The sequence below is a fragment of the Amycolatopsis sp. lyj-109 genome (genome assembly GCF_046548995.1).
Taxonomy (GTDB): Bacteria; Actinomycetota; Actinomycetes; order Mycobacteriales; family Pseudonocardiaceae; genus Amycolatopsis.
Genome location: NZ_JAJPWR010000006.1, coordinates 77492 through 92373, shown reverse-complemented (window position 1 = coordinate 92373; position 14882 = coordinate 77492). Strand labels below are relative to the sequence as shown.

Sequence of the window (14882 nt, the reverse complement as noted above, 5' to 3'; positions counted from 1 at the left end):
CGGCTAGTTCCCGGCCGCGTCGTAGCCGACGTGCTGGCTGAAGTGCTTGCCGTCGAAGTCCAGATCGATGTCGAGGTCGAAGTCCTGGCCGCCCGGAGCCTCCACAGTGGACTCACCGGTGGTGAGGTTGGTGTGGATGACGACCTCGTCGGCGTGCCCGGCTGCGGGGGCGGGCACGGTGGGCGCGGGGGCAGGGGCGGGCACCGAGGGCGGCGTCACCGGATGGTCCACGGGGATCCAGCTGTTCGCCGGGTTCGCGGCGCCGCCGGACCCGCTGGAACCGCCGCCGGTGGCGAGCGCGGGCGGGGTGTAGTCAGTGAACGAAGGCTGCTGCGGGATCCCCCCGCCGCTCCCGCCCGCCACCGCCTGCTGCCCCGACGGGCTCGCCACCGGCGGCGGGGACTGCGGCGCGGTGACCGGGGTGGTCCCGATCGACGGTGACGTCGCGCCCGAGCTGCCGGAACCGTGGTGGAAGAGCTTCTCGATCTCGCCGATGACCTGCGCGAGCGTGGTGACCTGCTGGGCGAGGTCGACCGCGCCCAGTGCCTTGAGCAGGGCGCCGATCGCGGTGATGAACGCCCGCAGCGACGCACTGGTCGCGGTCGACAAAGCGACCGCGGCCCCGTAGGTCCACCAGTTCGACATCAGCGCGGCGACCGTGGGGTTCACCGCGGCGACCACCGCGCGGTAGGCCTCCTGCGCGGTCTTGATCAGCGTGCCGGAGACGCCGAGCAGCTCGGCGCCCTTCTGGACGACGTCGATGATCTTCGTCAGCTGGCCGAGCGAGTCGTTGATCTTCTTCAGCGCCGACTCGCTGGCCGCCCCGGACCAGATCTTGCCCAGCTGGTCGGCGGCCTTCGTCAGCTCGTTGTACATGCTGAGGAACTGCTCGGCCTTGCGGACCAGGTCCACCACGTGTTTCGCGATCTGCTCGGGCTGGCCGGTGACGATCTGCGGCAGGATGGTGATCGGCCCGCCCGACGACGCGGTCGCATCCATGGCGCTGGAGTTCGGGAAAGTCAGCATCGGTCCTCACAGGGTCCTTGAGTGCGGAGTTCGAGGGGCGGACGATCAGACGACGGAGGCGGGCCGGTAGACGCTGACCTTCGCCAGCCCGCCGGTGCGGGCGTCGAGCAGCCCGTGGTTGTAGAGGCGCCCGCCGTCGCCGGCGACGCCGATGACCGGCTGCCGGTCGGAGAACAGCAGCGGTTCCACGACGACGACGTCGCCGCTGTGCACGCCGCCGGGCACGTCGGAGAACGTTCGCGCGGTGCCCGCGTAGACCTCGATCAGCCCGACCCGCGCCTGGTTGTCGGCGTCGCCGGCGAGCCAGTCGTTGAAGTCGGCGACGCCGTGGAAGCGCGTGTCGGTGATCGGATGGTCGCCGAGCCGGCCCAGCCGCGCGTCCCCCAGGTAGCGCAGCACGTTACCGACCGACGACGGTTCGCCGTGGGCGCCCGCGCTGTCGTTGATGGCCAGGGTGGCGAGCTCGGAAGCGTGCGAGCTGCCCCAGATCGACGACGCGGTGCCGCTCGACGCGTGCCCGCCGCCGTAGCCGGAGGCGACGTCCTGGTCGGCCGCCTGGTAGGCGTCGGCGCTGGCCTTGACGAGCCCGTTGACCTGCTGCAGCAGCTGTAACAGCGTGCGGACGGCGGTGATCTGGCCGGAGTGCAGGGCCGTGTTCGCCGCGGCGACCGCGCTGCCGAACGTCGCGAAGGACATCGGCTGCACGACGAGCCGCTCGAGGTCGGCCACGGCGTTGATGCCGTGCGCGATGATGCCCCCGACGTTGCCCACGGCGGAGCGCATCGCCTCGGGCTCAGCCCGGTACTCGCCGGCCATGGGTCTCCTTCCGGGGTGTGTGCTCGGCTGAGCGTAAGTTCGGCCCCGGAAGCGGGCGGACGGCAAAAGTACCCACCGCGACGTGGCGGCAAGTGGCCAAAATACCGGTCAGAGCCGCCTCGATCCGCTGGAGCATTGCCGCATGAGCCTCTCGCCCGAGCGCCCGTCCGAGATCGTGCTGCAGTCGCCGCCGATGCTCCCGAAGAGCTCGTCCGGCGGGATGGTCCAGCTGATGATGTTCCTGCCGATGATGCTCGGCATGGGCGCGATGTCGTTCGTCTACATCGGACGCGACGGCGGCGTGATGACCTGGATCTTCGGTGCCCTTTTCCTCTGCGCCATGGGCGGCATGGTGGTGATGTCGCTGGGCCGCGGCGGGATGGCGAAGAAGGCGCAGATCAACGACGAACGCCGCGACTACCAGCGGTACCTCTCCGGGCTGCGCGCCCAGGTCCGCGACATCGCCGACGGCCAGCGCGCGGCCATGATCGCCGTCCAGCCCGACCCGGCCGACCTGTGGGCCTACGTCGAGACCGGGAAGCTGTGGGACCGCCGTCGCAGCGAACCGCAGTTCGCGCAGGTGCGCGCGGGCACCGGCCCGCAGCGGCTCGCGACACCGCTGAAGGCACCCCAGACCGTGCCGCTGGAAGACCTGGACCCGGTGTCCTCGACCAGCCTCAAGCACTTCATCCGCACCTACTCGACGGTGGACGGCCTGCCGGTCGCGCTGTCGCTGCGGTCGTTCGCCGCGGTCACCGTGGCCGGGCGGCGCCCGGCCGTGCTCGGCCTGGTGCGGGCCCTGCTGTGCCAGCTCGTCGCCTTCCACTCCCCCGCGGACCTGCGGATCGCCCTGTGCGTGTCGCCGGACCGGCAGCACGACTGGGAATGGGCGAAGTGGCTGCCGCACGCGACGGCGGCCGGCTCGGCCGACGCCGTCGGCTCACGGCGGCTGGCCGCGGACACCGCGGCCGCGCTGGCCGAGCTCCTGGGCGCCGACCTGGGTGAACGTCCCGCGTTCAGCCGCCGCGCGGCGGCCGAGCTCGACCTGCCCCACCTCGTGGTCCTCGTCGACGGCGGCAACGCGCACGGCGAGCCCCGGCTGATCGGCCAGGACGGCCGGCTCGGCGTCACGGTGATCGAGGTCGGGCAGGAGCACCCGCGGGCGTCGTCGACCGAGCGGCTGCTGAGCCTGCACACCGCGCCGGAGTCCCTCGGCATGGTCGTCGGCGAAGGCGGCGAGCAACGGCTCGGCTTCCTCGGCCGCCCGGACGTCCTCGACCGCGGCGCCGCGGAGGCCCTGGCGAGGATGCTGACGCCGCTGCACACGCCCGCCGCGGTCGTCGGCGAGAAACCGATGTCCTCGACGTTCGGGCTGGCCGGGCTGCTCGGCATCGGCGACCCACGCGACACCGACACGGCGGTGACGTGGGCGCCGCGCGCGGCCCGCGACCGGCTGCGGATCCCGCTGGGCGTCAACCCGGAAGGCCGCCCGGTCGAACTCGACCTCAAGGAGTCGGCCGAAGGCGGGATGGGCCCGCACGGCCTGGTCATCGGCGCGACCGGGTCCGGCAAGAGCGAGCTGCTGCGGACGCTGGTGACGGCGCTGGCGGTGATGCACTCGTCCGAGACGCTCAACCTGGCGCTCATCGACTTCAAGGGCGGCGCGACCTTCGCCGGGATGACCGGGCTGCCGCACACGTGCGCCGTCATCACCAACCTGTCCGACGACCTCGCGCTCGTCGACCGGATGGCGGACGCCCTGAACGGCGAGCTGCTGCGGCGGCAGGAACTGCTGCACGCGGCCGGGAACTACGCGTCGGTGCGCGACTACGAGAAGGCCCGCGCGGACGGCGCACCGCTCGAGCCGCTGCCGTCGCTGCTGGTGATCATCGACGAGTTCAGCGAGCTGCTGTCCTCGCGCCCGGAGTTCATCGACCTGTTCGTCGCGATCGGCAGGCTCGGGCGGTCGCTCGGTATTCACCTGCTGCTGGCCTCGCAGCGGCTGGAGGAGGGCCGGCTGCGCGGGCTCGACTCGCACCTGTCGTACCGGATCGGGCTGCGGACGTTCTCCGCCGCGGAAAGCCGGGCCGTGCTGGGCGTCGCGGACGCCTACCACCTGCCGCCGGTGCCCGGGTCGGCGTACCTGAAGTCCGACACCGAAACGCTGATCCGGCTCAAGGCGGCCTACGTCTCCGGCGAGCTGCCGCCGCGGAGCACGGTCGTGCGCGAGGACGGGCAGGAACTCGGCGTGCTGCCGTTTTCCCTGGCCCCGGTGGAAATCCCGGTGACAACCGAGATTTCCCCGGCACCTTCCGATGAGGGTACCGGCGAGACGATCATCGGCGCGATGGTGTCCCGCCTGGAAGGTCGCGGCCCGGCCGCGCACCAGATCTGGCTGCCGCCGTTGAACGAGCCGCCGACGCTGGACCAGCTGCTGCCCCCGCTGGGCGAGGACGCGGCGCGCGGCCTGTGCCCGCTCGGCTGGGGCGGCAACGGCAAGCTGACGATCCCGGTGGCGCTGGTGGACAAGCCGTTCGAGCAGCGCCGGGACATGCTGTGGGCCGACTTCTCCGGCGCGGCCGGGCACGCACTGATCGTCGGCGCGCCGCAGAGCGGGAAGTCGACGCTGATGAAGGACATCGCGGGCATGCTCGCGCTGACGCACACGCCGGCCGAGGTCCAGCTGTTCGTGCTGGACATGGGCGGCGGCGCGCTGGCACCGATCGCGGGCCTCCCCCACGTCTCGGGGTATGCGACCCGCCGCGACGCACAACGCTGCCGCCGGGTCGTCGCCGAGCTGACGACGTTGCTGGAGCAGCGCGAGGAGTTCTTCGCCGCCCAGGGGATCGAGTCGATGGCCGCGTTCCGCGCCCGCCGCGGCGAGTTCACCGAAAGCACGGACGAGCGCGAGTTCGGCGACGTGTTCCTGTTCGTGGACAACTGGACCACGATCCGCCAGGAGTACGAGCAGCTGGAGGAGCAGATCACCGGCCTGGCCGCGCGCGGGCTCGGGTTCGGCATCCACGTGATCGTCTCGCTCAACCAGTGGATCGGCGTCCGCGCCCAGCTGCGCGACGCCATCGGCACCCGCTTCGAGCTGCGCCTGGGCGACCCGATGGACTCCTCGATCGACCGCAAGGTGGCGGCCAACGTCCCCGCCGACCGCCCGGGCCGCGGCATCACGGCGGAGAAGCTCCACTTCCTGGCGGCGCTCCCCCGCATCGACACCGACCAGCGCCCGGAGACGGTCGGCGCGGGCGGCGTCGACCTGGTGCGGCGGATTTCCGAGGCGTGGCAGGGGCCGCGTGCCCCGCAGGTCCGGCTGCTGCCGCCGGAGGTGCCGTTGGAGTCGTTGGCGCCGGCTCCTTCGCGGCAGGTGACGCTGGGCATCGCGGAATCGACGTTGCGCCCGGTGTACCTGGACTTCGCGGCGGACCCGCACTTCGTGGCGTTCGGCGATGTGGAGTCCGGGAAATCGTCGCTGCTGCGTGCTCTGGCTCAGGGCATCACGTCGGCGTACACGCCGGAGGAAGCGGCGATCATCGTGGCGGACTACCGCCGGGGTCTCCTGGGCACGGTGCCGGAGCCGTATTTGCTGGGGTACGCGGGAGCCGAGGGCAAGCTGACGGACCTGATCGGCGAGTGCGCTACGGCGATGCGCAATCGCCTGCCGGGTCCTTCGGTGACGCCGGAGCAGCTGCGGAACCGGTCGTGGTGGCGGGGTCCGGAGCTGTTCGTGCTGGTGGACGACTACGAGCTGGTGGCGACGGTGGGGCGCAACCCGTTGCAGCCGTTGCTGGAGTTCCTGCCTCAGGCCCGCGACATCGGGCTGCACCTGGTGATCGTGCGCGGGGCGGGTGGCGCGGGGCGGGCGTTGTTCGAGCCGGTGTTGCAGCGGCTGCGGGAGCTGGGCTCGCCGGGGTTGATCATGTCGGGGACGAAGGACGAAGGGGCGTTGCTGGCGGACGTGAAGCCGTCGCCGCAGCCACCCGGGCGGGGAACGCTGGTGTCGCGGCGGCACGGGACCGGGCTGGTCCAGGTGGCGTGGACGAAACCGGCGGAGTCCTGAGCCGCCCCGGCGACCAAGCCCCGCCGGGACTCACCTGTGCCCGGAATCCGCCGGATCGGCGTTTTCCGTCCCCGACTTCGTGGACAGCCACCGCGCCCAGCAGTCATAGTCCGCCGGCAGCCTGAGGGTCCTCATCGCACCGGCCCGGTCGTCTCGGCGGCGAAGTGGTAGTAGCAGACCGCCCGGTGCTTGCCCTGGCCCCAGCTGTGGGATGTCGGCGTCATGACCTGCACGCGGACGCCCGGTACCGAGCCGGCACCGGCTTCGCAGCGGGCCAGGGCGGTGCGGTAAAGCTCAAGGACGTCGGGCATCGGGCCCTCTCCGAGCGGGAGCACTTCGAACGCCTCGCCGGTGTGCCCGGCCGTGCACGGCCTTCGGAACACGTCGGCTTCGCCCGAGGCCGCCGGGGCCCAGAAGCAGTCGCCGGCGGCGAGGTCGAGGCCGTGCGCGGCGCCCTCGGGCAGCCGTTCCTGGGCTGCCTGCCGTTGCTGCCACCACATCCTCCCGGTGCTGATCCCGTACGCGAAGACGCCCAGCCAGGCGGTGAAGGCCACCAGCCCGCAGACGACGAGCACGAGCCCCCGCTGCCGCTGTTTCCGGATCCGCGAGATCGCGACGGCACCGCACACCGGCGCGAGCAACCCGCCGAGCAGCCCGAACACCAGCGTCGCGATCGCGTACCCGCTGACCGGCTGCTGCCGGAGTTCGGTGCGCATCAGCTCGTCGAAGAGCTCGGGATCGTGCTGCGGTGCTGACATGGTTCCCCCTCCCGCGCCGGCGCGCGGGGATTTCCGGTGGGGTGTCCTGATCGGACACCGGGGCAGGCTAGCCGACATCCGCCCAGGACTTCGCCACCTTTTCGAGCTCGCCGACGACCTTGCGGACCGCCTCGCCGTCCGGGCCGGGGAACCGGGCCGCCACCGCCGGGGCCAGCGGTCCCCCGATCAGGTCCAGCACCTCCCGCCGCTGCTCCGGGGTGAGGTCGCCGAGGTCGAACGTGCGGAAGCCGTGGGTGGAAGCCGCCCGGAACCGCTCCGCCACTTCCCCGTCGGCGACGGCTTCCGCGAGGTAGTCCAGCACCCAGTGGTACGTGCCGCTGGAAGCGATCCACCAGTCCGGCGAGCCGGTCCGCCTGATGTTCCCGGACATTTCAAGTCCCTTCGGGTTCCGGCGGCTCCCCATTCCTCAACGGCCGTCCGCCGCCTCGTCCTGCTCGCGCTTGGTGGTGGCGAACAACAGTGCCAGCACTTCGCCGTCCTGGGTCTCCCGGGTGATCCGTACGCCGGAGGCAACGACGAAGGCGGCCCGGCCGGCGGCCGTCAGCTCCAGCAGCAGCCGCGGGAACTTCGCGTCCCCCGGGTAGGGCCCGTGGCTCGCCACCGAGCTGAGCGTCACCGGACCGGGGTACACCCGATCGGCCTCGACGCGCTCGACACCGATGAACTCGATCCGGACGACGTCCTGCTCCGGCTCGAAGCCGGTGCTGCGGAACTGCAGCTGCGAGTGACCCGCGCCGTACTGCCACAACCGGAAGTCCCGCTCGCTGGTCCAGGGGAAGGTGTGCTCAGCCAAAGGGGTTCGGCACCGCCTTTCCGTTGCGGTAGAACGTGATCCTACTCCACGCCTCGGGGGTGTGCCGGATCTCGTTCAGCTCCCAGGCCGTCAGGCGACCGAATCCGGTGACGGGGTTGACGCCCACTCCGCTGTCGGCGAACGCGACGGGATCGGCGATGCCGTCGAGGTTGAAGTGGATCCGGGTGGTGCCGTCCTCGAGCGCGTCGAGCACGTGGTCGAACCAGAACTTGTCGGTGGACCACTCCTGGTGCGGCGAGGCCCCGACCTCGAACGAGAACTCGGCGAGAGCGAACTCGTCGTTCCCGATGGTCTCCAGGCCCAGCGCGATGTCCTCGCAGCCGGAATTGTGCACCAGCACCGGCGTCGGGCCCGCCAGCACGTAGAACGTGTGCAGGTCCCGGACGGTGAGGTTGAAGACCGTGGTGGTCTCGTCGTGGGTGCGGACGCCCGTCACCACCCCCGCGCCGCCGTCGGCCGTCCGCAGCGTCGCACCGGCCCGGAGGTCCTTCGCGTCGACCCATCCCGTGCCTGCCCAGAACGGATGGTCGGCCGTCGCGCTCACGGCGGCGGTGCCGTGGGGCCCGCGTACCGAGACGTCGACCAGGTGCTTGAGGCCGCGGCCGGTGATCAGGCGCGTCACCGGCTCGGCCGCGGTGCGCGCGCCGCGCGGGTCGGTGGCACGCACCGCGTCACCGGGCCGGACGTCCCGGATCGGCTTGGCGGTCCCGTCGGCGAGCAGCACCGGGGTTTCTCCGGTGAAGCTGTTCGGCACGCACAGGCGCAGCAGCGCCGCGGCGTCCGCGAGGGCGGACTGGGTGGCCGAGGCCTCCACCCCGGTCTCTTCCAGCAACGCCCCGAGCCGGGACACGGCCAGCGCGTCGACTCCGGCCACCGCCATCCACGAGGTGAAGGCCGTGCCTTCCGGGACGATGGAGAGGGCCAGCACACCGCAGGGCTCGAACGCGGCGCAGAGCACCCCGGCCTCGACGGCGGCGAGCAGGGTGAGGTACTTGGTCGCGGCGTCCAGCGCGGCGGTCGTGATCACCAGCTGCTGGTCCTGCTTGAACGACGGGCTGAGCACGTCGAGCAGGCAGGCGTTGTGGACCTTGCTCCCGTGTTGGTAGAGCAGCTCGCACATCGAGCCGTTCTCCAGCATCAGAGAACCCTTTTCGAAGTCCGACGCCGTGATCAGGTGGATGCAGTTCGTGTAGACGTCCGGCATGATCTGCCGGTACTGCTCGCACAGGTTCGCTTGGCGGAACGCTTCGGCCGCCCGCGCGTCGTTGACCTTCCTGGTCGCGTCGTCGATCGCCTGCCGGGCCGCGTCCGCCGCCTGGCGGGCGTCCTTCCCGGCTTGCTGCGCGGCCAGGAACGCGTCGTGGGCCGAGCTGTAAGCGTCCGCGGCGAAGCCGGCTGCCTGGTGCGCCGACGCCGTGGCCCAGGTCGCCGACTGCGCCGCCTGGCGGGCGGCCTGCTGAGCCGACGCGGCCGCGTTCCGAGCGGTGGCCGCGGACTGGGCCGCCCGGGTCGCGGAATCCGCGGCTGCCTGCGCGGATTCGCCCGCCTGCCTCGCGTAGTCCGCCGCCCGCCCGGCGTCGGCCTGCGCTTGCCGCGCGTATCCCGAAGCGGCCTCCGCAGCGCCGCGCGCGGTGGCGGCCGTCGCCTGTGCCTCGTTGGCATTCTGCGAGGCCGTTGCCGCCGCTTGAGCAGCCAAGGCCAGGTAGGACGACACCTCGGCGTCGTGCGACGCGCTGTCCTGGTCGCGCTGCGCGGCCTTGAACTGGCCGACGAGGAGGAACTGGTGCAGCATCCCGGCGGTGCCGTCGAGGGCGACCTGGGCGGCGGCTTTCAGCTCCGGCCCGCTCGTCGCCGCGGCCAGGATCTGGTTGGCCTTGATCCGGTCGTCCGTAGCCGCTGCGGAGAACTGGCCGGTCACCAGGAACTGGCGGAGCGCCTGATCGGTGCCGGTGTCCAGCGCGCGCTGCGCGGCGCCGCGTACGACAGCGTTCCCGGCGGTCTGGGCCGCGGCCAGCACCTGGTTGACCGCGATCCGGTCGTCGGTTTCGCGACCCGGATAGTCCTGCGTCCGGAGGAACGCCTGCACGTCCGCGTCGCTGCCGGCGAGGGCGGCTTCGGCGGCCGCGGTGAACTTCGCGGTGCCGGTGGCGGTGAGGTTCCGCAGCGTGGTGCGATCGTCCTGGCCCGCGGCCATGGCGATTCCACTGTGGACGAATTCCAGCGCGACGGCGTCCGCCCCGCGCAAGGCGTCGAGCGCGGCCGCCTGGGTCCATTCCCCACCCGACTCGGCCAAGGCCAGCGCGACCTTCCGCGCGTCCGTCACCGCGAGCGCCGGGTCGGTGCCCGCGGCGCCGGCCTCGGCGATCAACCGGTTCGTCTCGGCGGCTCGCAGCTCCGCTTGGGTCGCGTTCCAGCGATCGGCGACCGCGAGCTGCCCGACCGCGGCGGCGGCCGCCAGCGCGGTCTGGTCGGCTTGGTCGGTTTCGGTGGCGAGCCGCTCGGCTTCCGCGGTACGAGCGGCGTCGTACACCTGCTTCGCCTGGTCGGCCGCGGTGACGGCGGCCTGCGCGGCCGTGGTGGCGGCGTTCGCGTGGTCCGTCGCCTGCTGGGCGGCATCGGCGGCGTTCCCGGCGTGCTCCGCGGCCGCGTCGGCGGCGGCAGCGGCAGCATTGGCGTCCGAGGCGGCCCGGTTCGCCGCGTCCCGCGCCGTGTAGGCCGCGGCGGCGGACGCCGCGGCGAAGACCTCGGCGGCGTGCGCGGCCCGGGTCGCCCGCGCGGCCGCCGCACGTGCCGTGGACGCTGCCTGGCGCGCCCGCGCGGCATCGGCACCGGCGGCTTGGGCGTTGGCACTGGCGTCGGCCGCGGCCTGCGCCGCATCGGCCGCGTGCGTACCCGCGGAGCTTGCAGCCTGAGCCGCCGACTTGGCGGCATTGGCCGCGTCCCCCGCGTGCGTCGCCGCCTGCGCGGCCTCCTGGGCGCCGAGTGCCGCCGTCCGCGCCGCGTCGGCGGCTTGGTGCGCTTGGAGGGCCTGCCCCGCGTCGGTCGCTGCGGCCGAAGCGGCCGAGTACGCCCGCGAGGCCGCCTGGCCGGCTCGCGCGGCCGCCGAAGCCGCGCGAGCTGCCGCGTTCGCGGCGACGCGGGCGGCCGAGCTGGCCGCATTGGCGGCACTGACCGCTTCGCGGGCCGCCGCGGCCGCGTTGTTGGCGGCGTCGGCGGCCTGTTGGGCTGCGGACGCCGCCAGCTGGGCGTTGCCCTGCGCGCTCGCACTCGCCTGCGCGGCGGCCTGGGCCGCTTCTTTCGCCAGGTCCGCTTCGCGAACTGCCCTCGCCGAGGCGTCCTTCGCGGCCTGCGTCTCCTGCGCCGCCTGCTCGCCCGCGGCCTTGGCGGCGTTGGCCAGCTGGGCGACGGTCGCCGTTTCCTGGTCCCTGGCTTCGGCGATCGCACGGTCGTGGTCGAGGAACTCGTTGTAGGCCACCGCGGTGGCGGCATCGAGCGCGCGTTGAGCGGACTTGCGCACTTCCGGGCCGCCACCGGCGAGGTACTGGTTCACGCGGATCCGCAGATCCGTCTCGTACGGCCGCTGCCACCCGGTGCGGAGGAACGTCTGCAGGGCCTCCGGGGTGCCTGCGTCCAAGGCGGCCTGACCCGCCTTGCGCAGCTCGGGCCCGCCCGCCGCCATGATCTGGTCGACCCGGATGCGCTGGTCGTGTCCCGCCGGAACCCGCCACCCGGTTTTGAGGAACGTGGCGAGGGCGCCGTCGTCGGTGGAGTCGAGGGCCTGCTGCGCCGCGTCCTTCACCGTCGGGCCCCCGGCCGCCAGCATGCGGTTGACGCCGATCCGCGCGTCCGTCTTCTGGAGCCGGGGCAGGTCGCCGGTCAGGAAGGCCTGGATGTCGGCGTCCGTCCCGGAAAGGGCGCGCGCGGCGGCATCCCGGACCTGGGGGCCACCGAAGTGCCACAGGTCGAGCACGCGGGTGCGGTCGAACCCGGTCCCGCCCGCGGGCAACGGGTCGGCCGCGGCCTGCCCGGTCGTCACCAGCCCGCCGAGCAGCAGGACCACGACGAACCGGGCGAGCGAACGCCGGACTCCGCCCGGCTCTTTTCCGGTGACGCGCACGACGATCCCCTCCACTACGGGACGCTGACCGAGGTTCCGCCCGGCAACCGACGCGGCGGAACGGCTTTTCGAAGTCGAGCACCGCACTGCCGCCGCACACCGAAAATGGCGGCTACCCCGGAAACAGTGCGAAACGAATTGAACACCCCTCTTGACCCGCGCCGAAACGACAGGCTTTCACACAGTAACCGAACGCCTGGTCGACCTGAAATGTGACGTACATCACTGCATGTTCCGGTAATATCCGGCGCCGCCCGTCGATGGGATCACCGGGCGAACCGCCGTTTCCGGAGCCTTCCGAAAACCGGACAAATGCCCACCAGGGGGCCTGACCTGCACGAGTGCGACCACCGTCACGGCGGTTGCGACGTTCGGCGTATGGACAGGTCAGGGGGGATCGACTAGGGGGAGGAAATCCGGTCGGGGGGCCGGCTGTCGCGCGGGGAAAGCCTTGAACCCATTCCCCGGACGCGCCTTTTCCGTCGAGCGGGTCAACGCTCGACGGCGCCATAAATCGCCATTCCGCGAACGCATTTCACCGAGGGTTCGATGGCCCGCGCACTCCGGGAAGGCCACCCGACCCGCCCGCCGGCCGGAACCGGTCCGCCGGCACACACGAGAAGGACGAACACATGCACTTCACCAGGAAGATCGTCGTCACGGCCGTGGCGGCGGCCGGGCTCGCCACCGCCGGGGTGTGGACCGCGTCCGCGGCCTCGAACTCCACTCAGGACGACACCCCGCCCTCGATCGTCGAGGACTACTCCTACCCCGGTGCCGCGGCCATTCTGGCGCAGTACAACGTCACCCTGATCTCCGGCGACGGCCACATCGTCTTCGCCGACTGCGCCACCCCGCCGGTGAACAACGTCAGCGTGATGCAGGTCCGCTCCACCGAGAACGTCGGCACCAACGGCCTCGTCTGCTTCAGCGTCCTCGCCCCGACCGGGCACCTGGAGCTGCGCATCCCCGCCGTCTACGAAATCCGCGGCGACGGGCGTACCAGCGGCGCCGGGCACAAGGTCAAGGCCGAGGTCACCACCGACGCCGGCCAGCACTCCACGGTGGACGTCAACCCGAGCGGCAGCACCCAGGTCGGCATCGGCGCCAACCCGAACAACGCGCCGACCACCCTCCTGCAGCTGACCGCCGCGCCCTGATCTGCTTCGAACGAACAACAAGGGGAGAAACCCGCATGTCCATCCGTCCCACCAGGGCCGTGGCAGTCACCACGGCCCTGCTGGCCGCCGGGCTGCTGACCGCGGCACCCGCCGAGGCCGTTTCCGGCGGGACCGCCGCCGCACCGGGCGCCTATCCGTACGCCGCGAAACTCACGGCCGACGGACGGGCCTGCGGGGGCGCGCTCATCGAGCCCGACCTCGTCCTCACCGCCGCGAGCTGCTTTCCCGAGAACCCCCAGGGCGGGGTGCCCGCCAAGGCGACCACCGCGACCATCGGGCGGACCAGCCTGAGCGGCACCGGCGGGCACGTCGTGGGAGTCACGAACGTCGTCGTCCGCGCCGACCGCGACGTCGCGCTGGCGCGGCTCGCCACACCCGTCACCGACATCGCTCCCCTGCCGCTGAGCACCATCCCGGTCAACTTCCCCAGCGGCGACGAGACGCTCACCCTGGCCGGCTACGGCCGCACCGAGAGCGAATGGGTGCCCGACACGCTGCACGCCGGCACGTTCAAGGCGCCGTCGTCGACGGCGACCACCCTGGCGCTCACCGGGACCACCGGCACCGACGCCTGTCGCGGGGACGCCGGCGCGCCGATCTTCCGCGACGCCGGCGGCCGCACCGACATCGTCGCGGTGACCAGCACGTCGTGGCAGCACGGCTGCTTCGGGGAGACCACGACCCGGCAGGGCACCGTCGCCGCCCGCGTCGACGACATCGCCGGCTGGATCCGCCAGCAGGCGCTGGCGCCGGCCGCCAAGGCCGTCGGGCACTCGATCACGCTGACCTGGCACCCGGTGAGCGACCGGACCGGCTACCGCGTCTACGCCTCGGCCACCCCGGACGTGCCGGTCGACAGCGCGCACCTGCTGGGCAGCGTCAGCGGCACGTCGTACACGCACACCGGCCTGCCCGCCAAGCAGACGCGTTACTACCGCGTCGTCGTCGCGACGGCCGACGGCTGGACGAGCACGCCGACCGACGTCGTCTCGGCGACCACGCCGGTCTCGGCGGCCAACGACTTCACCGGCGACGGCAAGGACGACGCGGGGGCGGGCTACGACCTCAAGAACGCCCGCACCGGCGTCTACGTCTGGCCGACGACCGCGGCCGGCGTCGGTGCCCCGGAGCTGAAGTGGAGCGCCGACGGCTGGGAGGCCGCCAAGGCCCGCTGGGTCACCGGCGACTTCAACGGCGACGGCCGCACCGACATCGGCGCCTTCTACGACTACCTCGACGGCGGCTCGAACCTGTTCCTCTGGTACGCCAACACTTCCGGCGGGTTCGACAGCCAGGGCATCAAGTGGAGCGGGGCCTTCCGGCCGCTGAACGCCCGGTTCACCACGGGCGACTTCGACGGTGACGGCCGCACGGACATCGCCGCCGCCTACGACAACGGCAACGCGGACCTGAGCATGCTGACCTGGCACGCGACGGCGAGCGGGTTCGACGCCCCGGTCACGCGGTGGCGCACCGGGCCGGGCAACTGGAACCTCGCCCAGTCCGACTGGCGGGGCGGTGACTTCAACGGCGACGGCCGGGCCGACCTGGCTGCCTTCTACGACTACCGCGACAACTCCGCGAACCTGTTCCTCTGGTACGGCAACGCTTCCGGCGGGCTCGACGCGCAGAACATCAAGTGGAACGGCGGCATCCCGTCCGGCAAGGCGAAGTTCGTCTCCGGCGACTTCGACGGCGACGGGCGCACCGACCTCGGTGCCGCGATCGACCTCGGCGGCGCGAACCTGACGTTCCGCACCTGGCACGCCACCGCCACCGGCGTCGACGCCCCGGTCACGCAGTGGACGAGCGGGCCGGGCAACTGGAACCTCCCCCAGTCGCAGTGGACGACCGGCGACTTCGACGGTGACGGCCGCACGGACCTGTTCGCCACCTACGACTACGGCAGCTCGAACACGAACGTGTTCCGCTTCCACGCGAACGCCTCCGGTGGCTTCGACCACGAAGGCGTCAAGTGGAGCAGCAACGGCACGTTCAACGCCGCCCAGTCGACAATCCTGTAGCACCGCGGTGGCGGCGTCCCGCCGGGGCGCCGCCACCGCATCCACCAAGGGAAACC

General features: G+C 72.2%; 9 protein-coding genes. 3 read left to right on the top strand and 6 right to left on the bottom strand.

Features of this window, described 5'->3' with window-relative positions; genetic code table 11:
* Positions 1 to 3: 3 nt before the first annotated feature.
* Together ACLJQF_RS14915 and ACLJQF_RS14910 are read right to left on the bottom strand one after the other, a co-directional pair.
* Entirely contained in the window at positions 4 to 1026 is a 1023-nt protein-coding gene (locus ACLJQF_RS14915) for a WXG100 family type VII secretion target (RefSeq protein WP_410609150.1), read from the bottom strand.
* Between the two features lie 45 nt (positions 1027 to 1071).
* On the bottom strand, positions 1072 to 1842 hold the full coding sequence (locus ACLJQF_RS14910) for a WXG100 family type VII secretion target (protein ID WP_410609148.1): 771 nt from the start codon (positions 1840 to 1842) through the stop codon (positions 1072 to 1074).
* A 142-nt stretch (positions 1843 to 1984) separates the two neighbouring features.
* On the opposite strand from ACLJQF_RS14910, the gene eccCa reads away from it, so the two are divergent.
* Positions 1985 to 5911: a type VII secretion protein EccCa gene (gene eccCa, locus ACLJQF_RS14905; protein WP_410609147.1), complete on the top strand. Its 3927-nt coding sequence runs from the start codon at positions 1985 to 1987 to the stop codon at positions 5909 to 5911.
* Positions 5912 to 6042: 131 nt separating this feature from the next.
* Here the strand turns inward: eccCa and ACLJQF_RS14900 are convergent, their stop codons facing one another.
* The 4 genes from ACLJQF_RS14900 to ACLJQF_RS14885 all read right to left on the bottom strand — a co-directional run bounded on the left by ACLJQF_RS14900 (position 6043) and on the right by ACLJQF_RS14885 (position 11636).
* Positions 6043 to 6669: a hypothetical protein gene (locus tag ACLJQF_RS14900; protein WP_410609146.1), complete on the bottom strand. Its 627-nt coding sequence runs from the start codon at positions 6667 to 6669 to the stop codon at positions 6043 to 6045.
* A 67-nt stretch (positions 6670 to 6736) separates the two neighbouring features.
* Entirely contained in the window at positions 6737 to 7060 is a 324-nt protein-coding gene (locus ACLJQF_RS14895) for a hypothetical protein (protein ID WP_410609144.1), read from the bottom strand.
* A 36-nt stretch (positions 7061 to 7096) separates the two neighbouring features.
* The gene (locus ACLJQF_RS14890; RefSeq protein ID WP_410609143.1) at positions 7097 to 7483 is read right to left on the bottom strand and encodes a hypothetical protein; all 387 of its coding nucleotides are present in this window, start codon (positions 7481 to 7483) and stop codon (positions 7097 to 7099) included.
* A complete protein-coding gene (locus ACLJQF_RS14885; protein ID WP_410609142.1) occupies positions 7476 to 11636 on the bottom strand; it encodes a polymorphic toxin-type HINT domain-containing protein in 4161 nt (1386 codons plus the stop codon). Before ACLJQF_RS14885 ends, ACLJQF_RS14890 begins: the two co-directional genes overlap by 8 nt.
* A gap of 617 nt (positions 11637 to 12253) precedes the next feature.
* On the opposite strand from ACLJQF_RS14885, the gene ACLJQF_RS14880 reads away from it, so the two are divergent.
* A complete protein-coding gene (locus ACLJQF_RS14880; RefSeq protein WP_410609141.1) occupies positions 12254 to 12781 on the top strand; it encodes a hypothetical protein in 528 nt (175 codons plus the stop codon).
* Positions 12782 to 12816: 35 nt separating this feature from the next.
* The gene (locus ACLJQF_RS14875; protein WP_410609139.1) at positions 12817 to 14826 is read left to right on the top strand and encodes a trypsin-like serine protease; all 2010 of its coding nucleotides are present in this window, start codon (positions 12817 to 12819) and stop codon (positions 14824 to 14826) included.
* Positions 14827 to 14882 lie beyond the last annotated feature (56 nt).

Bases quoted from the DNA above. Each gene is read 5' to 3' on its own strand.
- ACLJQF_RS14915 (WP_410609150.1), bottom strand. From the start codon at position 1,026: ATGCTGACTTTCCCGAACTCCAGCGCCATGGATGCGACCGCGTCGTCG.
- ACLJQF_RS14910 (WP_410609148.1), bottom strand. From the start codon at position 1,842: ATGGCCGGCGAGTACCGGGCTGAGCCCGAGGCGATGCGCTCCGCCGTG.
- eccCa (WP_410609147.1), top strand. From the start codon at position 1,985: ATGAGCCTCTCGCCCGAGCGCCCGTCCGAGATCGTGCTGCAGTCGCCG.
- ACLJQF_RS14900 (WP_410609146.1), bottom strand. From the start codon at position 6,669: ATGTCAGCACCGCAGCACGATCCCGAGCTCTTCGACGAGCTGATGCGC.
- ACLJQF_RS14895 (WP_410609144.1), bottom strand. From the start codon at position 7,060: ATGTCCGGGAACATCAGGCGGACCGGCTCGCCGGACTGGTGGATCGCT.
- ACLJQF_RS14880 (WP_410609141.1), top strand. From the start codon at position 12,254: ATGCACTTCACCAGGAAGATCGTCGTCACGGCCGTGGCGGCGGCCGGG.
- ACLJQF_RS14875 (WP_410609139.1), top strand. From the start codon at position 12,817: ATGTCCATCCGTCCCACCAGGGCCGTGGCAGTCACCACGGCCCTGCTG.